Raw genomic sequence first — 24,416 nt, forward strand, 5'->3', positions numbered from 1 at the left:
AACGGCTAACCGGTGTCGATTAGAAGTAGAAACGGGTACCAAACACAAAGCGGGTAAAACTGTCTTCGACTCCGTCTTTGCTGACATTAATATCGTCAGTCGAAATGTTGTAATTCACTTCCGCACTGATCGCGACATTTTTATTGATGAAGTATTTCACCCCGCCGGACAGCTTAATGTTCAGTGCGGTGACATCTTCAACATCAAAGTCTAAGTCACCGTCATCACTCGATAAGTTTGCCAACTGTGCGGCCGCCCCAAGGTAAGGCACCCAGTTAGAGGTATTGGTAAAGTTATATTCGGTAAAACCACCAAACTGGAACTGCTGATTACTGTCACTCATGCTGACATCCAGCACCGCACCGATTTCCCAATCGTCGTAGATAAAATATCCGTATGAGGTATTCAATACAAACAAATAGTCATCGACATAATCGAGGTCGAGACTCCCCTGCAAGCCAAATTCTTGCGTCCCTTCAGGTAAATCTACCCCTGCCCATAATGCCGGGGTAAAAAAAGCACCCATTAATACTAAAGCCACTGCATTTTTCTTCATATTCTTCTCCACTTCCTTATTGATGTAGCAAAAATAAGCGTAGATGCGGAAAAGGTATTTTTCTAACTATTTGCAGGATAAATAATGGCTATTTTTCACTCATTGGTCACAGATAACGCAAAAAAGTACTCATCCTTACGTCGATGCACACTGCCACAAGCAAAAAAAAGAGAGCCACAAGGGCTCTCTTTTCTCTGTATGGTTCAAGCATCGGCGAATTAACGCTCCCAGTATGCTTCTTCCAGGCTGTCTTCACGCTCCGGCAAACCACGAGACAAACGTGGTGAGTGCTGCGCCAATACTTCATAACTTACACGGTTAGAGTACAGACAGATCTGAGAGAATGACGAGTACGTCAGGAAGTCAAACTGATGTTTGCTCGACTTTGGCACGTTCTCTTTATGGTAGCGATTAGCAGACATGTCATGCAGCAATGCTGACAACGCACCGTCACCGGCACCGTTGGTGTTCTTGATACGCTCAGGGCCACCCATGTATGGGGCAATGTGCGAGTACACCTTAATTGGCGTATCACAATCGGCTTTCAGCATTGGACGGCTGAATTCAAAACGGTTGAACTCAGGAATATCACCCGGCAGCAAGTGCAGGCTCGTCTCACGCTTCGCGTCATCGTCAGTATAACCGGCTGTATACAGGCCAACAGGGCCCGCTGTACACAATACCAAGTCAACCCACTCCAAGGTTTTCTCAGAGGCCATCAACGGATCCGTTTCACCCGTTAGCGCTTCTGCTTCGTCTTCGTTCATCGCAACAACCGTTACGTGATCACGCAAGAAATCACGCCACCACTGCGGATCGTCTTCGATGACAAACTTCGTGCCCAGGGTCAACACCACTGGAACGTCGTATTTTTTCGCGTATTCGATCGCTTTCATGGTCGCAGCAGGCATTGGATCACCTTCTTTACAGCGAACCAAGTACGCCGTCAGCACCAATGCCGATGCGTTTTCAAATACCGCTTCAGGAATGCTTGATGGATCAAGCTGGTTCATGCGACCTTCGTTGATGGCAAACGTACGTTCACCTTCTTTTGAGATCAGCGCAAAACAGCGACCAATCGGACCGTCTACCGCTTGCAGGTAGTTCATGTCCATACGGCTTGACGTATTGCAAAGGTAACGGTACGCGTAGCTACCGATTTCGATGTCTTTACTCATCACACCCAGCAATACTGACTTATCATCTGCCAATACGGAGTAGTTGTGCAACGTGTTACCAATGGTACCACCCGCAAACTCATGGCTGATCAGCGCGTTTTCTTTCAGCTCTTGGTACAGTGCTTCGGCTTTTTCATCGGTGATCACCAATGAGTGGCCTTTACTAAGCCCATAGCGCTCTAGAAATTCATCATCCACACAAGCTTCAATATCAACCAAGGTTTGATCAATACCCACAATGTGTGTGCGAGTTAGTCGCTTTTCTTGTTTGGTTTGACTAAGAAGTGGATCGCGAGCATGTACTGGAAAGTAATGCTTGGATTTGCGTTGGCCGGGAAATTTCATGTCAATGCGCTATCTGTTGAGAAATTTTTGCGAATTCTATCACAGAATATAGAACAGAAAAGCAAAAGCTCTCATTGAGAATGAGAGCTTAAATGCCAAAATCACTGTCTATACCGAAAAAACAGCCAATTTGTCCCTACACCACAAGTGGTTACCAGCCTTGGATATGTTGCTCGACCAATGCTGCCATCACACCAATATGGGCAGGATCATCATTCAAACAAGGGATCAAACGGAAACGCTCCCCGCCGGCCGCCAAGAAGACCGCTTTGCATTCTTCGGCGATTTCTTCCAGTGTTTCCAGGCAATCGACCGAAAACGCCGGGCAAATCACATCCAAGCGTTTAACGCCCTTCTCCGCCAACGCTTTAATCGTGCCTTCGGTGTACGGTTTCAGCCACTCTTCACGGCCAAAGATAGACTGGTAGCTCATGCTCATTTTTTCCCGTGGCATCGCCAGCTTTTCAGCCAGTAATGCCGTGGTACCATTGCAATGTTCCGGGTACGGATCGCCGTTGTCCGCATAGCGTTTCGGGATCCCATGGTACGAACACAACAGATAATCGGCCTCGCCATGCTCCGCCCAAAACGCCGACACTGAGCCTGCCAGCGCATCAATATAGCTTGGGTGATCAAAATACTGATTCACGAACCGTAATTCAGGGATGTCCGCCTGAGACTTGAGTACCTTGGCGACCTTATCAAACACCGCCGCCGTGGTGGTACGTGAATACTGCGGATACAACGGCAGCACCAACACCTTGTCACACCCTTGCGCTTTTAACGCAGCCAAGCCAGAGGCAAGACTTGGGTTACCGTAAGTCATCCCCAATGCGACAGGCACATCCAGCATCTGGGCTAATTGCTGCTGTTGGCGCTTGGAGTACACCATGAGCGGTGAGCCCTCGTCCATCCAGACCGACTGATACAGTTTGGCCACTTTGGGGGCGCGCACGGGTAAAATGACCCCATGCAACAAAGGACACCACAGCCATCGTGTCATGTCGACCACACGATGATCATGCAAAAACTCAGACAAAAAACGTTTCACGCCCGCCGGGGTGGGCGCATCCGGGGTGCCTAAATTCACCAGTAATACGCCATATCGGGCGCTGGCTGTTGTCATTGTTGGGCTTTGTTCGCTCATAGCATCCTTCATACGTCAGCGGGTACAGTGTCGTACTCACTGTATCAGTTTATTTTCAGTCGGTTATACCTGACTTAAAAGCATAACGATCATCGCGTCATCACGCCAGACATAAAAAAGCGGGGTGATCGTTATCGATCACCCCGCTTTTAATGTTTGTCTAGCAGACTGGTAATTACGCCAGTGCTTCTTCTAGCTCAGCGCTTACTGTTGCAACTGGCTTAGTACCGTCAAACTTCAGGTACTTCGTGTTACCTGCTTCTGCTTCTTTGCCGTAGTAAGCAATAAGCGGTGCAGTTTGCGTATGGTAAACCGTTAGACGTGCACGTACGGTTTCTTCTTTGTCATCTTCACGGATAACAAGATCTTCACCGGTTACGTCATCTTTGCCTTCAACCTTTGGTGGGTTGTAAACAGCGTGGTAAGTACGGCCAGATGGTAGGTGAGCACGACGGCCCGCCATACGCTCAACGATCACATCGTCAGCCACATCGAACTCGATCACGTAATCAACGTCAACGCCCACTTCTTTCAGACCATCAGCCTGTGGGATAGTGCGAGGGAAACCGTCTAGTAGGAAGCCTTTAGCACAGTCCTCTTCAGCGATACGCTCTTTAACCAGACCTAGGATAATGTCGTCAGACACCAGCTGGCCCGCATCAATAACGGATTTTGCTTGTTTGCCTAGCTCTGTACCTGCTTTGATCGCAGCACGTAGCATGTCACCGGTTGAAATTTGTGGAATACCAAATTTCTCCATGATGAATTGTGCCTGAGTACCTTTACCTGCACCTGGAGCGCCCAGAAGAATGATGCGCATCTTGATCCCCTTAAATGTGAATGGTGTTTTCAACCATTTTTAAAAAATGGAAAATACACTGATTAGCGTTTAGTCGCAAGCCCGACACGGCTGTCATCATGCGGTCACTACGGGATTACACCTTGTATCAGCATACAATTAGAGCGAGCACGAGGGCGATTAGACCTTAGTCCTACCGCCCTCGTTACATTGGCCTTATGCCAGCAGCTTGTTCATTGCCGCCAAGAACTGTGATGGATCATCCATCGTGCCTTTCTCAGCCAGCATCGCTTGACCTAATAGCATCTCTACCCAGCGGCCGAAGACTTCTTCATCCGCTTCGTCTGCCATCTTAGTGATCAGTGCGTGCTCAGGGTTCAGTTCAAAGATGTACTGCACTTCTGGCGCATCATGGCCGGCAGCGGCCAACAATTTCGCCATCTGCGTACCCATTTCGTTCTCATCGGTCACGACAACCGCTGGGGTGTCTTTCAACTTGAACGTGGTACGTACGTCTTTCACACGATCGCCCAAGTACTGCTTGGTGCGATCCACGACAGATTTGAAGGCTTCTTCGGTTTCTTTGTGCTTTTCTTTTTCAGCGTCATCTTCAAACGCAGACAGATCCAGATCCGCTTTGGTGATTGCCTGGAAGGCTTTGCCTTCAAACTCAGGCAAGTGACCCATTAACCATTCGTCGATACGGTCATGCATCAAGATCACTTCAAGGCCCTTCGCGCGGAACTGCTCAAGGTGCGGGCTGTTTTTCGCCGCAATAAAGCTGTCAGCGGTCAGGAAGTAAATCTTCTCTTGGCCGTCTTTCATGCGTGACACGTAATCGCTCAGCGATACGGTCTGCTCCAGCGTTTCTGCGTGGGTTGACGAGAAGCGCAACAGTTTGGCAATTTTCTCACGGTTAGCAAAGTCTTCTACCGGGCCTTCTTTCAGCACTTGGCCGAACTCGTTCCACAAGGTCTGGTATTTTTCTGCGTCATTGTTTGCCAAACGTTCCATCATGGTCAGCGCACGCTTGGTGCACGCTTTACGCAATGACTGCGTCACTTTGTTGTCTTGCAGAATTTCACGCGACACATTCAGTGGCAAATCATTCGAGTCAATCAAACCGCGCATGAAACGCAGGTAAGACGGCATGAACTGCTCAGCGTCATCCATGATAAACACGCGCTGCACGTACAACTTCAAGCCGTGCTTGCTGTCGCGGTTATACATGTCCCACGGCGCTTTTGACGGGATGTACAGTAAGCTGGTGTAGTCTTGCTTGCCTTCTACGCGGTTATGGCTCCACGTTAGCGGCTCTGCAAAATCATGCGATACGTGGTTGTAGAACTCTTTGTATTCTTCTTCGGTGATGTCTGACTTATTGCGCGTCCACAAGGCTTGGGCTTTGTTGATTTGTTCCCACTTACGGCCGGTTTCTTTGCCTTCTTCATCGCGCTCGATGGTTTGGATCTGCACCGGAATACCGATGTGATCCGAATACTTGCTGATGATGTCGCGCAGACGGTATTCGCTCAGGAACTCTTTATCGTCTTCACGCAGGTGCAGAATGATTTCCGTACCACGGCTGGCTTTTTCGATGTTTTCAACGGTGTAGTCGCCTTCACCCGCTGACTGCCAAGACACCGCTTGATCGGCAGGTACGCCTGCCGCACGGGTGTTCACCGTCACAGCATCTGCCACGATAAACGCCGAGTAGAAGCCCACACCAAACTGACCAATCAACTGCGAATCTTTCGATTCATCTTCGTTCAGTTTTGCAAAGAAATCTTTGGTACCGGATTTCGCAATGGTGCCAAGGTGCTCAATCACGTCGTCACGGCTCATGCCGATGCCGTTATCCGAAATCGTTAGTGTGCCAGCTTGCTCATTGAAAGACAGCTTCACGCCCAGCTCGGCATCGCTCTCGTACAGATCCGGCTGTGACAAAGCACGGAAGCGCAGTTTATCGGCCGCATCCGACGCATTTGAAATTAACTCACGTAAAAAAATCTCTTTATTTGAATAGAGAGAATGGATCATCAACTGAAGTAATTGCTTCACTTCAGACTGAAAACCACGGGTTTCTTTATTGTTGTGGGTTTCTTGATCGTTATGGATAGTATGCTCGCTCATTTCAACTCCGAAACTGGACACTAAAACAGACAAGGAAAGACGTTCAAAATAACGTCCCACAGCCCCTCCGGCTGTCTTTCCTTCTTCATTACCCATAGAGATAAGGGCGAAGCGGGAAAATTCAACCTAAATGCCATGTTTTTTATACACTCGCGACCTCAACAGACCGAATTCAGAGTAAGCCCAGCCGCGTAAAATCGCTGAGTGACGGGTTTTATATTTTCTTTGCGCATTTTTAGATCTGTTTTTTGTTTTTTTATGTTCAGAGGGGATTCAGGCGAGGTGTGATACATATCACTAAGCTCAATGCCTGAAAGACGGACTTATGAATACAATCGAAACGAAATTTCTCATCGGCCAACGCTTTTTGTTTATCCCCCATGACAACAGCTTGATCGATCAAGATGAAGATGAAGAAATCACCCGACTTGGCAGCAATGAAAGCCGCGCCCTCTGCTTATTGATTGAAGCCCCGGGCGCTATTGTGACGCGTACACGTCTGCACGATTATGTGTGGCGAGAGCAAGGCTTTGAAGTGGATGATTCCAGCCTAACACAGGCGATTTCAACACTGCGTAAAGCGCTAAAAGATTCAACTAAATCCCCTGAATTTATCAAAACCGTGCCTAAACGCGGTTATCAGATGATTGCGCCCGTCGAGTCAATCACACAAACACCGGCCTCGGCATATAGTGCGACTAACCTGCATGGCACGGTCGAAGACGGCACTCATGCGCCATCGATAACGGAAAGCGAAGATACACAGCACGCAGCGATAGTGTCGGACGACGCCTCGTCAACACCTACCGATGCCGCCTTTTCTCACGCTCATCACGCATCAAAGACGCATCACCGTCCGATACACACGCCAGTGCCCTCACACGACGCGAACCCTCCTTGGTTGCATCGGGCTCGGTGGATAGGCGCAGGTATCGTCTTACTGATCGCTCTGCTGCTACCGGTATGGGTAAACCAAAGCCTGCCCCCTGTGTCTGCGGCTTTCACGCCAATCGAACACGTTGATGGTGTCCCTATCTTGGTGCCGAACCATAATCCGGACCTCACGCCGTGGCAGCCGTTGATCACCCAATGTGTTAAACGCTACATCGCCCACCATCCGGATGCTCTGCGCCCGGTAGAAGTGATTGCGACCGGCGGTCAGAACAGCCAGATTTGGCTCAACTATGTCCATACCAGCCAGCGTCCCAGTGAAAATGTCACGTTGCGTTTATTGACCAGTCAAAAGGACAACACCACGATATGTCAGTAACTTCTCTCTCTCCGTCTACGCGCAAAGGACTAGGACGTTATGCGGTCTTGATTGTGCTGGCGCTTTCGATGCTGCTAAGCGGCGGGATCTATTTTTCTGGGGATTATAAGCAGGCTCAACTGCTAATGTCACAGGAATGGCAAACCCGCAGTACCAGCCACATTGAGGCCACCGAACTCGATGATCTGGGCATGTTGCGCCGGGTCGATCAAAACAGCCATGTGGTGTATCTGCCGAATCACACGTATTCGCGGATCACACTGGTGCACCTGTTCAGCGATGAAGCACAGCCGCTCACGCTGCACATTTCTGAATCCGGCAAATGGGACATCAGCGGCGGGTATTTACTGACTGAGCCGGTCGAATTTAAAGACATTACCTCTGGTCAGAATCAAGATTTCAAACCGGAACATTTGGCGATCATTAAACAGATCTACCGGATGGATGCCCAACAAAGCCGTCGCTTAGATGTGCTCAATGAAAAGGCGATTTTGCTGACCAGCCTCACCTATGGGTCTAACATCTTGTACGCCCTGTAAAAGAGCCCTTCTTTATCTTGCCGATAAAAAAATCCCCATACAGAGCACCTCTGTATGGGGATTTTACGATCAGCCTATCGTGATCAGTACAGTCGCTGTCGACCGGCCAATGAATGCGACAACGTCGTGCCATCCACCAGCTCCAACTCCCCGCCGACCGGCACACCGTGCGCGATACGGGTAGCAGGAATGTCATACTCACTGCACAATTCAGCAATGTAATGGGCTGTCGCCTCCCCTTCCACCGTGGGATTGGTGGCCAGGATCAGCTCACTCATGGATTCACTTTGCATACGAAATTCCAGTGTATCCAAACCGATATCAGACGGACCGATACCATCGAGCGGCGACAAGTGTCCCATCAAGACAAAATAGCGCCCCGAAAACTGACCGGTAGACTCAACGGCCACAATGTCCGCCGGACTTTCTACCACACAGATCTGACCGTTTTCCTGTCGACGCGGATTGGCGCAAATCGCACACACGTCTTCTTCTGTAAACGTGCGGCAATCACGACAATGGCCAATGTCAGTCATGGCCTTATTCAAGGCATCGGCGAGTTGTAAGCCGCCTTGTCGATTGCGCTGTAACAAATTGAAGGCCATCCGCTGGGCTGACTTGGGGCCAACCCCAGGCAGACAACGTAAGGCCTCCATCAATTGTTCCAGTAAGTGACTGGTACGCATTAATTAGAATGGCATTTTAAAGCCAGCAGGCAAGTTCATGCCGCCAGTCACGCTTGCCATTTTTTCTTTCTGCGTTTCTTCGATACGGCGTGCCGCATCGTTGAATGCTGCCGCGATCAGATCTTCTAGCATGTCTTTGTCGTCTTCCATCAAGCTATCGTCGATGTCAACGCGACGTACACTGTGGCTACCCGTCAGTGTCACTTTTACCAGGCCAGCACCAGACTCGCCAGTCACTTCCATGCTTGCGATCTCTTCCTGCATTTTCTGCATGCGATCTTGCATCTGCTGCGCTTGCTTCATCATGTTAGCCATACCGCCTTTACCAAACATATCTTCTCTCTCTGTGGTCTGGTTAATTTATAAGGGTCTTACGCTCTCTTCATCCAAGATAGCGGCAAAGCGCTGACAGATGAAGTTCACGTTCGGATCAGCCTGCAAACTTTGCTTAGCCTGATCCAATTTTTGTTGATAAAGCGCTTCTCGCCATTCAAGCGGCGAACGCCCTTCATCACTCAATACGATCTGTAACGATACCGGCTCATGCAAACATGCCGCCAATGCCGTTTCAAGTTGTTCACGGGCTTTCGGGGTGTCTAAATGCTTTTGCGCCGGACGTAAATGCAATGTCACCGCCCCGCCGTCACGGGTGAAGGCAGAATTTAACGCCAACTGCTGCACCATACGACCCACATCAAGCTGGGTCACTGAATCCGACCAACTATCCTGTTTTGCCGCTTCATTGACAAGCAATTTCACCATCTCAGGTGTCTTTTCATGCTCCAACGCCTGTTTCAGCTTGGTGGGCGCAACGACCTGTTGTGTCTCATTGTCTTGCGGCGCAACAGTCGGTCGCCATTGGTATTCTTCCGGCGTATCTGATGCTTCAGACACGGACAGCGCTGCACCCGAGGTGCCCGGTACCGACATCGCATGTGGCGTCATCGACGCGGATCCGCTTTGCTTATTCGCAATGCGGTCTAACACATTGGTTGCGACTTTTTTCGCCCGTACCGGTTCAGCCTTTTTTCCGTGCGGTGATTCATTTCCGTCACGTTTACTTTGGCTACGTAGCTTATTACGCGCCGCTAACAAGCCGGATGCCGCTGACGGTGGCTGCGATACCGCTTGAGGTGGCACTGATGGCGCTGACTGGGCGTTATCATTCGGCGGATACACGGGTTGCTGAGCTGGCATACCTTGAGATGGCATGCCCTGAGGCTGCATACCGTGCGTCTGTGGCACAGGTTGTCCCATTGCAGGCTGATCAACATACGGTTGCTGTACCGGTGCTTGCTGTACTGGAGCCTGCGGCATGTGCTGAACCGTCGGTTGTTGCATCTGCGCTTTTAACGCTTGAACGCGCTCAATGCCTTGTGGGGCACCCTGACCTACTGGCGCACTGGGTGCTGACGAGGTCATCGGCTGGCTGACAACAGGCTGCGTCGCCGGTACCGCAATGGCTTGTGGTGTCATTGCTGTCACAGACACCGGACGGAATGCCAACATACGCAGCAAGACCATCTCTAAGCCAGTACGGCCATCAGGGGCAAAGGCCAAGTCTTGGCGCCCTTGCAGTGCAATTTGGTAGCAAAGTTGGATTTCTTGCGGTGACACCGCTTGGCTGAGCGTCATAATACGCTCGGCATCCGGCGCGCTCTCATCCAACGATGCAGGCAGAGCTTGGTGCATCGCGACACGGTGCAGCTGTGAGGCGAGTTCACGCAACAAGCTGTCCCATTCCACACCGATGCCCGCTAATTCTTCCAAGCACGCCATGGCAGGCTGCGCATTGCCTTGGGCGACCGCTTCCAGCAAATACAGGGCTTGCTCGGTATTCAACGTGCCCAACATGGTGGAGACGGCATCAACCTGCACCTGACCATTGCCTAACGCAATGGCTTGGTCGGTCAGGCTCAATGCATCACGCATACTGCCTTCGGCCGCACGGGCCAACAAGCTTAATGCACGGGCATCAAACGCCACTTGCTCTTGTGTCAGCACATGCTCAAGTTGGGTTTGGATTTGGGTGTTATCCAAATGTTTAAGATGAAATTGCAGACAGCGCGACAAAATGGTCACGGGCAATTTCTGAGGATCCGTGGTCGCCAGAATAAACTTCACATATTCTGGTGGCTCTTCGAGCGTTTTCAGCAAGGCATTGAAACTGTGACGAGACAGCATGTGCACTTCGTCAATCAGGTAAACCTTGAAACGCCCTCGCGCAGGCTTGTACTGAACGTTATCAAGCAGATCGCGGGTATCTTCGACCTTGGTGCGAGAGGCGGCATCGATTTCAAGCAGATCAACAAAACGGCCTTCATCGATCTCACGGCACGTTTCACACTGGCCACACGGTGACGCAGTGATCCCTTGCTCACAGTTCAAGCCTTTAGCAAAAATACGGGCAATCGTGGTTTTACCCACCCCACGCGTACCGCTGAACAAATAGGCGTGATGGAGACGGTTGTGGGCCAACGCATTCGCCAATGCCGTTAAGACATGGGATTGTCCCACCACATCGTCAAACTGGTGCGGGCGCCATTTACGAGCCAGAACCTGATAACTCATGTTAACTAACCTTACAGAATCAAGAACTCAATGCTAGCACAGGGAGGATTTCTGAGCGAGAGGGCGCCACGTCGAGCGCCCAATGATTAGCCAGCCACACCGCCGTTGCAGGTATAACTGGCTACAGGGAGATGAGATTAATGACCGTCGAAGTCACAAATGCTGAATACGTTTAAACCCAAGCCTTTTAGACGGGCTTCACCACCGATATCCGGCAGGTTGATCACAAATGCTGCATCTTCCACCACGCCGCCTAGACGACGCACCAATTTCGTGGTCGCTTCAATGGTGCCACCGGTAGCTAGCAAGTCATCCACCAGCAACACTTTGTCACCTTCGCTGATCGCATCAATGTGGATTTCCAAGGTGTCTTGACCATATTCTAGCTCATAGCTTTCGCCAATCACTTCACGCGGTAATTTACCCGGCTTACGTACCGGCACAAACCCCACGCCCAACTCAAGTGCCAGAGGCGCACCAAACAGGAAACCACGCGCTTCAGTACCGATCACTTTGGTGATACCGCTGTTTTTGTACTGCTCAACCAACACCTGCATGGTGGCACGGTAAGCCGCAGGGTTTTCCATCAGGCTGGTCACATCACGGAACAGGATGCCTGGTTTTGGGTAGTCAGGGATAGACTTGATGCTGTTGTAGATTAACGCGTGCTTTTCTTGAGTCATAATCTTTTCCGCGTTCCCTCTTTGCGTTAACAACCGGCAGGAAGGAACTCAATCTAAATAAAACGGCAGAACGTTTTCCGCCGACAAAATCCGGTCAAATAGTAGTGACTTTCGGCCAGAGGAGCAAGGATTGGCCACGATTGATCCCCCAGAGGATGATCGCAGTAACAGCGCCGCCCGCTCAAGCCGACGCAACGGGGCACAATATCACATTATGAGGGGGACGAGGCGTTCTCTGGTAAACGATTAAACCATACCAATAACATCGCCAGCATGCTCACTAAGAACAGTTTATGCCACCACAATGGCACCATATACACCGACAACGAAAAGCTCAGCACGATCATCACATTCGCTTTTCGCTTAATCGAGCGTGAGACCGCCCGATGCGTATACCAATCGTGCAACACGGGACCAAAACGGGGATGAGCGAGTAACCATGCATTCACGCGTGGGGAGCCACGCATAAAGCAGGCACTGGCGAGCAATAGGAAAGGCGTGGTCGGCAATAGCGGCAGAAACGCCCCAATAAGCCCTAACGCCACGCACACCCAACCACAGAATAATAAGAGTGTTTTTCTAATCATGCCGACACGATCCCCCCGCTTTTTATTGAGTGTACCAGCCCTTAAAAAAAGGGTCATCAGGGATCGCCGGGAAGGAGAGAATAAGAGGGCTTATCGTGCTTTACTGTGAAAACAGACCAAGCAATGTCAGGCTAGCAGGCAGCGTCGGCAGCCCTAATACAACGATTAAACCGAAAAAATACTTTGCACTGTAAGGATCTTTATATCCCTGTTCCATCCGATACGTCCTTGGTAAATGAAGGTGAAAGACACGCGAGGCATCAATATAGCGGATAAAGAAAGGGACAAAAACCGAGAGAAAATGCGGTTATTCGCTCATAACCCCGTATTTATTTGATTCAAATCACAATCAAACTCTAAAATCGTCTTAGACTAAAATGACCGACAACAATAATGATGATCCTATGACAACGTCAGATATCGCATTCGAGCAATTGCAGCAGCGTTTAGAGCTAGAACATGCTCAACAGGCGCATACGCTCAAAAATGAAATGTTACTTCATACCCTGGTACCGTCAGCCGACACCATCAATAACGCGGGGCTCAGTGAGCTCATCGTGATGGCAAAATCATCATTCATTCCCCATTTATTCGATCTAGCTGTCAGAATGGAAAAAGTCGATGCGGCGGTGTGCTCAGTGAAACTGGGGATGTACGGCCTGTGTGTGGATTGTGAAGAAGAGATCGCCATCGCCGATCTTAACGATGATCCGGCACAACCACGCTGCCATGATTGTCGCGAACACAGTCGCTATCACCATGATGCGTTGTGCGCCCAAGCGTAATATACCGCCATACCGTATTCAGCCGAGCTCACAGCAATGGGCGTCTTCATGCGCCCATTGCTGCGAGCCCCTCGTAAACACGAACCGTATTCTGCCGGCTTTACTTATTCGCTGACTGCTTCTGCGTTTCTACCCACTGCGCAAAGGCTGCTTTTTCTTCCGCGTCAGCTTTGGTGTACCACAGTTTCAGTTGCGCCAGCGCTTCACCGCTAATGTTCACTTTACCCTGCTCGGTCACTTCGACCACGGTTGCTTCTAAGTCGACCGCATAGCCTTCTTCAAAGGTGATACCTTGTTGGCGGTTATATTCGCCCACTAACGCTTCCATATCACTGTAAGCACCGAGGCCTTTACCGTGCAGCTCGACATATTCTAGCGCGAGTGACTCGCCATCGGCCAATGCTAATGTCCACTCAGGGCCACGCTGAAAATGTGCTTTCGCTTGTGACATAGTAGAAAAACGCGGTAGCGTAATTTCTACATTTTGTTCTGGTACATCCAATTCAAACAAGTACGGGCGAGTGGTGTAAATACGCGATTTCGCCCCATCTTTCAGTTCACCATCAAAACGCACCACAACTTGGTGTTTACCGGCTGGCAAATTGACACTCTCGGTTTCAGACCAGAAGGAAGACTGCACTTTTTTACCGTCCACAACCAGCAACTCAATGCCGTTACCAACGGCTAATTCCCCCGCCTGAACCGCAACCGGCAGCGCCATCAAGCCCAATGCCATGACCCAGTTTTTCATGTTATTTTTCCTTTTTTGATATTTAGTGTGACTACTCGCTATTCACACAGCCAAGATAGCAAAAAGCCGCCATAAAGGCGGCTTTTTCTGGAATTATCCTAAACGTCGAAACGAATTAGAATTTAACTTCCATACCCACTAGGAAACCTAGGTCGTAATCTGCTTTGTCAGCATCCGCCCAACCTAGCTCACCGTACACTTTCGCGTTGCTGTGAAGCTGGTGAGAGATGTTTGCGTATACGTTGTCAGTTGTGTTGTTTGCAACAGACTCGTCAGCGCGGTTGTAGCCTAGACCGAAGGTGTTTTTACCCATGGTGTAAGAACCCGCGATTTCAATTAGATCGTAATCAGTAGATTTGATGTTAGTACCAGCAAGCTCTGACTCAATCTGACCGTAAGACGCTGCGAATGCAAACTGACCCATTACGTATTCAGCTTCTAGGTTGAAACCTTCTACGTCAACAGTACCTACGTTGTCACCCACGTAGTAGTAACCACGTACGTCGAAGTCACCGAAACGTGCGCCAATGCGGCCGTCAGTTACAGTTTTATCGTTATTGCCCGCATCTAGATCGTGCGTGATACCGAAGTAGAACTGACCGTTATCGAATACGTATTTGATCGCATCGTCGCCGTCAGTGTTGATGAAATCAACTTGCTCAGTACCTAGCTCGTAATCTTTACCGATACCTGCATCATCAGTGATGTATAGCTGACGACCGAAAGTCAATGTACCGAAGTCACCGCTGAAACCAAGCCATAGCTCATCGTTTTGAACATCACGATCTTCAAACGCGAAACCGATACCAGAAACAACGTTTAGCTGGTCGTTTACTGCGATAGTGGTGTTCAGTTGTAGATCACCGTCGTCTAGACGAAGCTCTGAATCTGAATCTTTTTCCATGCTCTGGAAGTACTGAACTTCTACTGCGCCAGATAGGTCAACAGCTACGCCGTTCGCGTCATATAGGTTGATGCCTGCTTGTGCAGAACCCGCTGCTAGTACAGATAGTGCTAGAAGAGTCTTTTTCATGATATCCACTGCCTTTTCTTATATTGACGAGAATTCCGGTTTCCAGAATTCCTTTTCTTTTTTAATTTCTTCTCTCGACCCCATTCCTTACAAACATAAAGAACAATAAGAAAGTCCAAAGAAGCAGTAATTTGTGGCGCCATCCTGACAGAAGAATCCTCTAGCTGTCAAATTACCTAAAGCGAATCTAAAAAAACATCAAACAATTATAATATCAATGACTTATTTTGTGATCGGTACAACAATTAATCACTTAATCTATTTGATAGGGAACTCATTTACTTTTTTGATGTCAGTAAAAAACAGAATAAAACACTATAAAAATGCAAAACACACAACACCAACAGAGTAAAATACTAGCGTAGACCATACTTTGTGGTTATTTTTAGATTTACGAATATGCCGCAAATCACCCTGCCAAGAGTTCCGTTCTATTTCGTGAAGCATTTCGCATTTTTGGCTATATTTGAGCCGAAATTTGCGCCCGCTCACAATCAGATGTTCGTGCTATAATGCTTCACCCTGTCCTTATGAAGTTTCAAAAATGTTAAATACCCAGATAAAGAGTGATATCAAGCAGTGCTATGACAACCTCACCAATCAGCTCGATAACTTTATACCGCGACGGGCTCAAAACTATCTGGTGGCTGAAATCGCCAAAACATTAGGCGGGGAATACCACGCCAAGCACCGCATGATTGTGGCCGAAGCCGGGACAGGGATCGGTAAATCACTCTCTTATTTAATGGGGGCGATACCTTTTGCGGTGTTCAACAACAAAAAAGTCCTTATTTCGACCGCCACGGTGGCGCTGCAAGAACAGCTGATCAATAAAGACTTGCCGCTGTTCAATCGCATTTACCCTAAATCGTTCAGTTTTATCCTCGCGAAAGGACGACAGCGTTATTGCTGCCACCATAAGCTGGAAGCCAGCTGCAGTACCGATACTGATCAGCAGGTTAGCTTGTGGGAAGAAAAACCTAAAAAGGCAGATTTAGATCTTTTGAAGCGCATGATGACAGCCTGCGAGAGCAAAAAGTGGGACGGTGACCGCGACAGTTGGCCGACCACCATCCCCGATCGCGTCTGGCAGCAAATTGTCGCCGACAAGCACAGTTGCCATGCAGGCTTACCTAAACACCGTGATTGTCCGTTTGCCAAAGCCCGTGAGCATCTGGAAAAAGCCGATGTCATTATTGCCAACCATGCCTTGCTAATGGCCGACATTGAGCTTGGCGGCGGAGTGATATTGCCCGAACCAGAAAAAACCATTTATGTAATTGATGAGGCCCATCACCTACCGCAGGTCGCGCGCGACTTCTCTTCTGCCTCTTCCAGTTTAAAAGGGGCCTGTACGTGGCTGGAAAAACTCAACCAATCGGCAGGGAAATTGGCAGAGTTGGCCGACTATAAAAAATCGGGCCGCTTCCAAACCACACTAAATGAAAACATTGCCATTCTGATCCCTGCGCTACGCCAAATCGCCAATCACATCGATCCCGCCCAGTTTAATAAAGACGGGGTATATCGCTTTGAACACGGTGAACTGCCCGCTTGGCTGCAAGAAGAAGCCAAAGGCTGCAAAGAGGCCAGTAAAAAAGCCCTGCAATCACTCGGCAAAATCCATGATTTGATTTCAGAGCGCACCAAAGACAATGAAATCCAACAGCGACTTGGCGAACAAGCCCTAACAGAATCTGGCTTTTATCTGCAACGTTTGGAGAATCTGGAAAAAGTCTGGCATTTAATGGCACAGCCCAACAAAGACAAAGGCGCGCCGTTAGCACGCTGGCTTGAAAAAAGTCAGGAACGCGAAGATGACTACATTGTAGAAGTCTCGCCGCTGGAAGTCGGCCACCGTCTGGACCAACTGCTGTGGAGCCGAGCAGTGGGTGCGGTACTGGTTTCAGCGACCTTGCGTGCGTTGAACCAGTTTGACTACTTCTGCCGTCAGGCGGGGATTTTTGAAAAAGAGGCCACGCGCTTTCTTGCCTTGGCCTCACCGTTTGATTACCAGAACAACGCACGCCTCGTGATCCCAGCGTTACCGCTAGAGCCGCAGGCCGAGAAGTTTACCGATTTACTGATCGACATCTTGCCGGAGTATTTAGAAGGGGAAACCGCCAGCTTGGTATTGTTCTCTTCTTACTGGCAGATGAACCAAGTGGCCGAGAAACTGGCGCCACTGGCAAAGAAAAACAAATGGGCGTTACTGATCCAAGGGGAAGAAACCCGGAGTGTTATTCTAAAAAAACATAAAGAGAACTGTGAAAAAGGTAAAGCGAGCATTCTGTTTGGTACCGGCAGTTTCTCTGAAGGGCTTGATTTGCCGGGTAAATTACTGACTAACCTGATCATTACCAAAATCCCGTTTGCGGTGCCAACCTCCCCCGTGGAAGAGGCCCATGCAGAATACATTGAAAGCCGTGGCGGAAACCCGTTTTTACAAATTTCCGTGCCAGAAGCGAGTAAAAAGCTGATCCAGTCGGTCGGCCGCTTACTGCGTAAGGAAGAAGATTCTGGTAGAGTCGTCCTCTTAGATCGACGTGTGGTCACCCGTCGCTATGGCAAAGCACTGCTGGACTCGTTGCCGCCATTTAAGCGTGTCATTGAATAACCATAACAAAGAATAATGAATGATTGAGATGATTGAGCCGAGTATGTGGATTGTACTCGGCCTTGTAGCTTTTCTTGCTGGCTTTATTGATGCGGTCGCTGGCGGTGGGGGCATGCTTACCGTCCCCGCCCTGCTATCCATTGGCTTACCGCCCCACATTGCCCTCGGCACCAATAAATTGGCCGCCACGTTTGCGTCTTCCACCGCGGCGTGGACCTACTACCGCAAGCAATTATTCTCGCCTGCATTTTGGCGTCTGTCTTTTATTGCCACACTATTCGGTGCCATTGGTGGCACGCTGGTTGTGGACATGATCAGCACCGACTGGCTGGAAAAAGTCCTGCCACTCATTATTCTCGCTGCCGCGGTCTATACCATCTGGCATCCGCACCCTAAAGGGGATAACCATACCCTACCGACAAAGTGCCGTGCCCTCACGCGTAAGCAGTGGCTGCAAGGCACCGCTCTGGGTTTTTACGATGGCGTGGCAGGCCCAGGCACCGGTGCCTTTTGGACGGTGTCGAACATGGCGCTGTACAAGTTGGATATCCTGCGTGCTTCTGGCCTGTCAAAAGCCATGAACTTTACCAGTAACATCACATCACTGGTGACCTTCGCTATTTTAGGCCATATCAACGTTGCACTAGGCTTAACCATGGGCGTGTGTTTAATGCTTGGGGCATACATCGGCGCCCACTCGGCCATTCGCTTTGGCGCCGCTTTTATACGTCCCGTGTTTGTCACGGTCGTCATTATCTTGGCCGGTAAATTGGCCATCCAAGCTTGGTTTTGATCACGGAGTCACCCACACATGCCGGATTTAAGCCGCTTAGAACAGATTGTTTCACAACTGGCGCAACAGGCCACACAGGTCGATAAACAACGCGGGGTTGCCCGACGTCCCCTATTTGATGAACAACTGTTTCATTGCCGCAGTAAACAATTAATGCCGTGTATCCACGAGATCCGGCATGAAATCGAGGCCCTGCGCAGCGAACAAGATGCAGGGAAATTGCTTCCCGCCCGCACGCAACATGTGTGCGAGCGTATCGTCGCGCAAATTCAAGCGGTACAACGCGAACTCGCGACGCTCGACATTCGTAAAAATGAACCCAAACCCCAGCGTTCATGGCGTAAGCCCCTGCACGAACTGTATCAGGATCTCGCTCAGCACCAAGAATGGGAGCGACGATTGGAAGACATGGTACGCGACAAACATCAACAATTACCGCGTTGCGCCACCCAGCAAGAACAGCTACACACCCAGCGGGAAATCGTCGCACTTGAAGCACGCCTGACACGCTGTACCGCCGCACGGGTAAAAATTGAAGTCTCTATTGGCCAACGGGAACGCAAAGGATAAGAAGCAGGATAATGCCGACGTTAACCGCCCCCAGCACACGCATCTTGCCTTTGGTGTATCACCCATTGTATTCGCAATTGGTGCTGCCGGCTCAGCATCGCTATCCCATCAGCAAGTATCAACGGTTGTACCAGTATTTGGCTGACACCTTGCCGCTGACCGCCCATGCCGACACGGAGGCGCCGCTTCGGCTGTTTACCCCGCAGCCCATCGACATCGCACACCTGAAAGCGCTGCACCAGCCGGACTACATTGATGCCCTGCTCCACAACCAGCTGCCCGCCGCCAAAATGCGTCGGATCGGCTTCCCGTGGAGCCAGCCATTGATTGACCGCACCCTGATGTCATCCGGCGGCACCTTGCGCACCGTCGAATTGGCCCATGAATACGGCGTAGGGATCCACCTCAGTGGCGGCTATCACCATGCGCACCATGATTTCGGCAGTGGCTTTTGTTTGGTCAATGATCTCGCGTTAGCCGCCAAACATGCGCTCACTCTGGAGGGCATTGATACCGTCATGATCATCGACTGCGATGTGCACCATGGCGATGGCACGGCAACTTTACTGGCCGATGATCCCAACATCATTACGTTTTCCGTGCATTGCGATAAGAACTTCCCCGCCCGCAAGCCCGATTCGGATATCGACCTGCCGCTGCCCAAAGCCACCAGCACCGACGACTACCTCAGCGCCTTGGGCGGGATTTTGCCGCTCGCGTTGGCTCAGCACCAACCGGATCTGATCATTTACGATGCAGGGGTTGATATTCACCAAGACGATGAACTGGGTTATTTCAATGTGTGTACCCAAGGCATTTATCAACGTGACCATCTGGTTTTCAGCCAGTGTCAGCAAGCCGATATTCCGGTAGCGGCAGTGATTGGCGGAGGCTACCGCAGCGATCACCAATTACTGATTCACCTGCATGCGCAATTGATCCACGCGGCATTAGCGGTGCACGCAATCCCCGTACCGGCCGACGGCTCATCAAACTAATCCGGATCAAAGATGATTGACCCTGATCAGAGCAAGCCGGCATACAACGCCATCACATTCACATTCACATTCACGCGGTTTACACAGAGAACACACCATGTCTAACACAAACGAAAAAGATGAACAGGCACCAGCGGCCTCGCCACTGGATAATGCCCCTGCTGAAATAAAATTAGCGGTCGATTTGATTTATTTGCTGGAAAGCAACGAGATTGATCCCAAGGTTGCCTTAGCGGCACTGGCCATTGTGAAAAGTGATTTAGAACGCAAGATCGCACAAGACGACGCATAAACGCGTCAGCGATAAAATGCCTCAATCGCACAACAAGAGCACCATCTCAGACAAGCGCAACGCAAAAACCACACTGTCAATGCGTCATCATTTTGACGCATTTTCCTCTTCTGCTATATTCCCTAAAAAAATATAAATAATTACGAATATTTTATTCAGAACAAGTAGTTGCAGGCTTCCATTCTAAAAATATCGTTTTATTATGGCGCGATAATAATATAGACATCGAACACTGAATAATTAGACAGTGCCGATATTCCACACTATTGCCTTTTATTTCGGTATATCTTATGAAAATGGATTTAAAACTGACCGCGCTTGCCGCCGCCCTGCTGTTATCGGGCTGTGCTTCTGACTCCAACTCAACCGCCACGGTGACCCCGACGACCAATCAGACGGACACCACCCAAGAAGCGGCCTCTTTACAACAGTACATCGCCCAAGCAGAAGTGCGTATGGAACAAGCCCACGCGCAAGACTTGATGTGGCTGGCGTCAGAGTTAATGCAAGATGCAGAGAAAGCCTTGTCAGACGCGAAAGAGTATTACGCGGTGATTGAAAAAGATCCGACCCAAGCTAACAGCAGCAGTGGTTTTTTCAGCTCAACCACCAACTGGCAAGCGGCAAAAGACAGCCTGACGGCGTTTAATGATGCCGTTGATCAAGCACAAGCGCTGCAGCAACAGGCACACACCGTCTTAGCGGAAGCCTTCTCTTACCGCGTGCAACTGCGTCAGTTAAATGCTGCCGAGTATTTCCCGGATACCAGCCGTTCGTTGGACAATGAGTTCAAAACACTGATTGAGTGGATTGCAGAAGATGACGCCGAGCGCGCAACACAGGCCCAACCGGCATTAGTAACTCAACTGCGTGCATTTGAAGTTAAAACCGTGACGCACATTTACCTTGATGCGGCGAAGCAAGAATTGGCCAAGTTAAACAGCGCCAACGTGATCCAACATGCGCCTGATACCTTAGCAGCCGGTGCGGCAGCCGTGGTCGCCGCAGAAGCCTTTATCACCGCCGACCCGCGTGATATGGCCACCATCCAAACCAAAGCCGATGAAGCCATGTTTGCGTTGCATCACACCCGTTACATTGCCGAAGCCGTTCAGCAGCTGAAACTGTTGCCGGTGACAGACTACGAACGTTATGTCGTCAGCCAAGAAACCCTTTTGTTCAACATTTCTCAAGCCCTTGGCGCAGAAGACACCCGTGATCGCAGTATGCCGGACCAAGGCCAAGCCTTGGTCGCGTTCATCACGCAATACCAGCAGGATCTGGAAGATATCAAACAGCTGAACGCAAAACTGGCCGCCGCGACTGACAAGGTAGAGACACTGGAACATGACCTGAGCCAGTTGAACGAGCAGAACAGAAAAGTCGCTAAACTGGAGGCACAACTGGCAGCGATGCACACCACACCGGCAGCACCTGTTAACCCCAAAGCGATGACCGTTGCTACCCCTGTCGATGCCAAGACGGACACCCCAGAGGCGACCGCAACCACGCCAGTGACTGTCACTACAGAGGCCGCTGAAATGAATTCGACTGAAAATCGCCAGACAGACGCCGAAGCGACACCAGCCGTCGTAACGGAAGCAACGGAAGTAAAAGAGACCGAAACCGAAACAGCTGTCACTGATAAAATGATCACCGATAGAGTGGTCACAGATGAAGCCGTAACGAATGAAGCGACAGCAGCGGACACGGCAGAGACAGACACCACGGCTGACGCCACGATCACGCAATAAGCCGTCCAATCCGCTATTCGATAAGGCACTCGATCAATGAGGGCCATAAACGCCCTCGTTAATTCCGTGTTACCAATGACGTAGCCTGTGTGCTGCGTCTTTTTTTGCCTGCAATCCGCCCCTGACAAAAAATACCAGGGTGTGTCCCTTAATTATTTGCACCATCGTTATAGGTCCAAAATTCGTGAAAGCAATCAAAATGGCGATGAACATAGTGGTTCTATCTTCAAGCCATTTTGGGCAGATAGCGCGGATTTTGGCCATAACCCTTCGGGCTGCGCTATTTTCTGCGCATGGCTGCCTTAAAAATTGCTCATTTGGCCCACCAAATCACACATTTTTTAAGTTGTCCTGCTTGAAAATAGCAGCAGCGATGGACGCAACATAATTGAGGGACACACCCTAGGATAAACTTGACCTTCCCCCTAGGGAAAGGTTTACACTTTTTAGGCTTTTTGTCCGTTTTGGCAAATAACCGTCTTGAGTAGTGAAATGACGTACTGGCGAACAACACATCACTTGTTGCTCACGGTGTTAATGATGATCAGTCTCATCATAACGCCGATGTTTGCCATGTCTGCCAATCACTCAATGAACATGTTTATGGCGTCATCGAACAGCACTGTCACCGCCACAGACTCAACGTCGGTTATCTTAGCCAGCGATACCCCTGTTCATCATGATAAATCTGCCCCCCAAACTCACTGCGCTGAAACCAGCATGGCGACCACAACGGGGACAGGCAATAGCCATTGCGCCGCAATGGACAGCATGGACAATTGTCAGCACTGTGATGGCCAACATTGCCAATACAGCACGCTCACCGCGTTGTTCTCCACCCACGTGGATATGCGCCATCACGTCCCCCACCCAACAGCATTGGCAAATGCCCTGCTGACACGCCAAGAAAGCGTTTTACGCCCACCGATTCACTCACACTCATCTTGAAAGTCGGCTGTGTGTAGCACGCGCTACGCCAGCACGTTTTAATTTTGATGTAGTGAATACACCATGAAAAAAAGCATGATTTCCCGTGCCCTTGGCATGGCATTGATCATTGGCTTCGCAACGCCGTTTTCTTCCTTGGGTTACGCTCAGGAAAGTGCCGCTGCGATCCCGATGAATACCCCGTCGACCCTTCACCAGCTTATTCAGTGGGCGATTGAGCATGACGCCGGACAGCAACAACTCCAATACCAAGCAGACGCCATCATCGATCTGGGGGTGGCGAATAGCCAGTTGATGGATCCGAAAGTGAAAGTGGGTGTCGGCGGCCTGCCCGTGGATACGTTTTCCTTCGATGAAGACCCGATGACCAGTATCTCGGTAGGTTTGATGCAGCAATTTGGCCGTGGCGATACGCTGTCTCTTATGCAGAAACAAAGCCGCCAACAAGCCGATAGCCTGCATGAAAAAGCCGGCGTACGTCAGCTCGATGTCACCAAAACCCTCACCCAAGCCTGGATAGAGTTAGCCTACCTCAGCCAAGCCCGTCAGATCATGATTCAAAATCAACGGCTATTTCAGGAACTGGCACACTATCTGGGCACCAATTACGGCGTAGGCGTCAATCAAGCTCAGGATCTGATCCAAGCTGATGTGCAAATCAGCCGTATTGACGACCAATTGCAAGCCAACCAACAAATGCAAGATCGCCTGAAAGCTCAACTGTCCGAGTGGATCGGTCACCATGCCGCACAACTGAACGTTACTGACTACCCGCAGTGGATTGCCCTCAACACCTATTTAGCGAGCGAGCCCACGGATTTCTATCCCGCTTTGGCTGCGCACCCGGCCATTATGGCCACTGACGCCATGATCAGAAGCTCTGAGATCGGCATAGATATCGCGAACGAGGCATATCAACCCCAGTTTGGTGTGGAAGTCATGTATGCCCATCGCCAAGCGGATCGCATGGACGGCTCCCCCGCGCCTGACATGCTCAGTGCCTACCTGACACTGGATATCCCGCTGTTTACTGAAAAAAGGCAGGACAAAAAACTCTCCGCCGCCCAGCACCAAGTCGGCGCGGCCAAAACCCAGCGCGATCTTCTGTTGAAGAACATGCAGGCCAATATCCGCAGTGTGATGATTGATCGCCACAATACGCAACAACGTCTCTCCCGTTATCAGCAAAGTTTGCTTAAACAGGCTCAGGAAAAAACCCACGCCGTCGAGCGAGGCTATCAAAACAACACCAGCCAATTGGATGAATACATTCGGGCTGCCAGTGAGGAACTGGCCATCAAGCTCGAACAAGCCCGTTTAGAGGCGGATCGCCATCAGGCCAACAATAACCTCGCTTACCTGCTGAACAAATATTAAGGGA

At 50.1% G+C, this 24,416-nt stretch carries 23 protein-coding genes; 11 read left to right on the plus strand and 12 right to left on the minus strand.

Going from position 1 to position 24,416, the window contains the following annotated elements:
- Positions 1–19: 19 nt before the first annotated feature.
- The 5 genes from ACSF8W_RS10385 to htpG all read right to left on the minus strand — a co-directional run bounded on the left by ACSF8W_RS10385 (position 20) and on the right by htpG (position 6,158).
- Positions 20–556, minus strand: a complete 537-nt coding sequence (locus tag ACSF8W_RS10385) for an outer membrane beta-barrel protein (RefSeq protein ID WP_500847257.1) — start codon at positions 554–556, stop codon at positions 20–22.
- Between the two features lie 218 nt (positions 557–774).
- Entirely contained in the window at positions 775–2,079 is a 1,305-nt protein-coding gene (locus ACSF8W_RS10390) for an inosine/guanosine kinase (RefSeq protein ID WP_500847258.1), read from the minus strand.
- A gap of 151 nt (positions 2,080–2,230) precedes the next feature.
- Positions 2,231–3,226 (minus strand): ferrochelatase, encoded by a 996-nt coding sequence (gene hemH / locus ACSF8W_RS10395; RefSeq protein ID WP_500847259.1) that lies wholly within the window; start codon positions 3,224–3,226, stop codon positions 2,231–2,233.
- A gap of 175 nt (positions 3,227–3,401) precedes the next feature.
- On the minus strand, positions 3,402–4,046 hold the full coding sequence (adk, locus tag ACSF8W_RS10400; RefSeq protein ID WP_500847260.1) for an adenylate kinase: 645 nt from the start codon (positions 4,044–4,046) through the stop codon (positions 3,402–3,404).
- Between the two features lie 195 nt (positions 4,047–4,241).
- On the minus strand, positions 4,242–6,158 hold the full coding sequence (gene htpG, locus ACSF8W_RS10405; RefSeq protein WP_500847261.1) for a molecular chaperone HtpG: 1,917 nt from the start codon (positions 6,156–6,158) through the stop codon (positions 4,242–4,244).
- A 325-nt stretch (positions 6,159–6,483) separates the two neighbouring features.
- Here htpG and ACSF8W_RS10410 point away from each other — a divergent pair, with 325 nt between their 5' ends.
- Positions 6,484–7,428: a winged helix-turn-helix domain-containing protein gene (locus ACSF8W_RS10410; RefSeq protein ID WP_500847262.1), complete on the plus strand. Its 945-nt coding sequence runs from the start codon at positions 6,484–6,486 to the stop codon at positions 7,426–7,428.
- Between the two features lie 68 nt (positions 7,429–7,496).
- Complete coding sequence (locus ACSF8W_RS10415) at positions 7,497–7,967, plus strand: regulatory protein ToxS (RefSeq protein ID WP_500847307.1); 471 nt, start codon at positions 7,497–7,499, stop codon at positions 7,965–7,967.
- An 83-nt stretch (positions 7,968–8,050) separates the two neighbouring features.
- Here ACSF8W_RS10415 and recR read toward each other — a convergent pair whose 3' ends face one another.
- The 5 genes from recR to ACSF8W_RS10440 all read right to left on the minus strand — a co-directional run bounded on the left by recR (position 8,051) and on the right by ACSF8W_RS10440 (position 12,494).
- Positions 8,051–8,653: a recombination mediator RecR gene (recR, locus tag ACSF8W_RS10420; protein ID WP_428478293.1), complete on the minus strand. Its 603-nt coding sequence runs from the start codon at positions 8,651–8,653 to the stop codon at positions 8,051–8,053.
- A 3-nt stretch (positions 8,654–8,656) separates the two neighbouring features.
- The gene (locus ACSF8W_RS10425; RefSeq protein ID WP_500847263.1) at positions 8,657–8,986 is read right to left on the minus strand and encodes a YbaB/EbfC family nucleoid-associated protein; all 330 of its coding nucleotides are present in this window, start codon (positions 8,984–8,986) and stop codon (positions 8,657–8,659) included.
- Positions 8,987–9,013: 27 nt separating this feature from the next.
- Positions 9,014–11,224: a DNA polymerase III subunit gamma/tau gene (gene dnaX, locus ACSF8W_RS10430; RefSeq protein WP_500847264.1), complete on the minus strand. Its 2,211-nt coding sequence runs from the start codon at positions 11,222–11,224 to the stop codon at positions 9,014–9,016.
- A gap of 137 nt (positions 11,225–11,361) precedes the next feature.
- Positions 11,362–11,907, minus strand: a complete 546-nt coding sequence (gene apt, locus ACSF8W_RS10435) for an adenine phosphoribosyltransferase (RefSeq protein WP_500847265.1) — start codon at positions 11,905–11,907, stop codon at positions 11,362–11,364.
- A gap of 212 nt (positions 11,908–12,119) precedes the next feature.
- Complete coding sequence (locus tag ACSF8W_RS10440; protein ID WP_500847266.1) at positions 12,120–12,494, minus strand: YbaN family protein; 375 nt, start codon at positions 12,492–12,494, stop codon at positions 12,120–12,122.
- Between the two features lie 404 nt (positions 12,495–12,898).
- Between ACSF8W_RS10440 and ACSF8W_RS10445 the strand changes: the two genes are divergently transcribed.
- Positions 12,899–13,279, plus strand: a complete 381-nt coding sequence (locus ACSF8W_RS10445) for a conjugal transfer protein TraR (protein ID WP_500847267.1) — start codon at positions 12,899–12,901, stop codon at positions 13,277–13,279.
- A 100-nt stretch (positions 13,280–13,379) separates the two neighbouring features.
- Here ACSF8W_RS10445 and ACSF8W_RS10450 read toward each other — a convergent pair whose 3' ends face one another.
- Both ACSF8W_RS10450 and ACSF8W_RS10455 read right to left on the minus strand, forming a co-directional pair.
- Positions 13,380–14,030 (minus strand): YccT family protein, encoded by a 651-nt coding sequence (locus ACSF8W_RS10450; protein WP_500847268.1) that lies wholly within the window; start codon positions 14,028–14,030, stop codon positions 13,380–13,382.
- Between the two features lie 115 nt (positions 14,031–14,145).
- The gene (locus ACSF8W_RS10455; protein ID WP_500847269.1) at positions 14,146–15,063 is read right to left on the minus strand and encodes a porin; all 918 of its coding nucleotides are present in this window, start codon (positions 15,061–15,063) and stop codon (positions 14,146–14,148) included.
- A gap of 544 nt (positions 15,064–15,607) precedes the next feature.
- Between ACSF8W_RS10455 and dinG the strand changes: the two genes are divergently transcribed.
- From dinG to ACSF8W_RS10495, 8 genes are all read left to right on the plus strand, one after another.
- On the plus strand, positions 15,608–17,680 hold the full coding sequence (dinG, locus tag ACSF8W_RS10460) for an ATP-dependent DNA helicase DinG (RefSeq protein WP_500847270.1): 2,073 nt from the start codon (positions 15,608–15,610) through the stop codon (positions 17,678–17,680).
- Positions 17,681–17,699: 19 nt separating this feature from the next.
- Positions 17,700–18,473, plus strand: coding sequence for a sulfite exporter TauE/SafE family protein (locus ACSF8W_RS10465; RefSeq protein WP_500847271.1), 774 nt, complete (start codon positions 17,700–17,702; stop codon positions 18,471–18,473).
- Positions 18,474–18,491: 18 nt separating this feature from the next.
- The gene (locus ACSF8W_RS10470; protein ID WP_500847272.1) at positions 18,492–19,043 is read left to right on the plus strand and encodes a primosomal replication protein; all 552 of its coding nucleotides are present in this window, start codon (positions 18,492–18,494) and stop codon (positions 19,041–19,043) included.
- A gap of 41 nt (positions 19,044–19,084) precedes the next feature.
- Positions 19,085–20,041 carry a histone deacetylase family protein gene (locus ACSF8W_RS10475; protein ID WP_500847308.1) on the plus strand — a complete coding sequence of 319 codons (957 nt, stop codon included), beginning with the start codon at positions 19,085–19,087 and terminating at the stop codon, positions 20,039–20,041.
- 97 nt (positions 20,042–20,138) lie between these two features.
- Entirely contained in the window at positions 20,139–20,333 is a 195-nt protein-coding gene (gene rsmS / locus ACSF8W_RS10480; RefSeq protein WP_500847273.1) for a pleiotropic regulatory protein RsmS, read from the plus strand.
- 290 nt (positions 20,334–20,623) lie between these two features.
- Positions 20,624–22,087 (plus strand): hypothetical protein, encoded by a 1,464-nt coding sequence (locus ACSF8W_RS10485; RefSeq protein WP_500847274.1) that lies wholly within the window; start codon positions 20,624–20,626, stop codon positions 22,085–22,087.
- A gap of 537 nt (positions 22,088–22,624) precedes the next feature.
- Positions 22,625–23,035: a hypothetical protein gene (locus tag ACSF8W_RS10490; RefSeq protein WP_500847275.1), complete on the plus strand. Its 411-nt coding sequence runs from the start codon at positions 22,625–22,627 to the stop codon at positions 23,033–23,035.
- A gap of 63 nt (positions 23,036–23,098) precedes the next feature.
- Entirely contained in the window at positions 23,099–24,412 is a 1,314-nt protein-coding gene (locus ACSF8W_RS10495) for a TolC family protein (protein ID WP_500847276.1), read from the plus strand.
- Positions 24,413–24,416: the final 4 nt, after the last annotated feature.

This window comes from Photobacterium sp. 270122K (assembly GCF_059941365.1).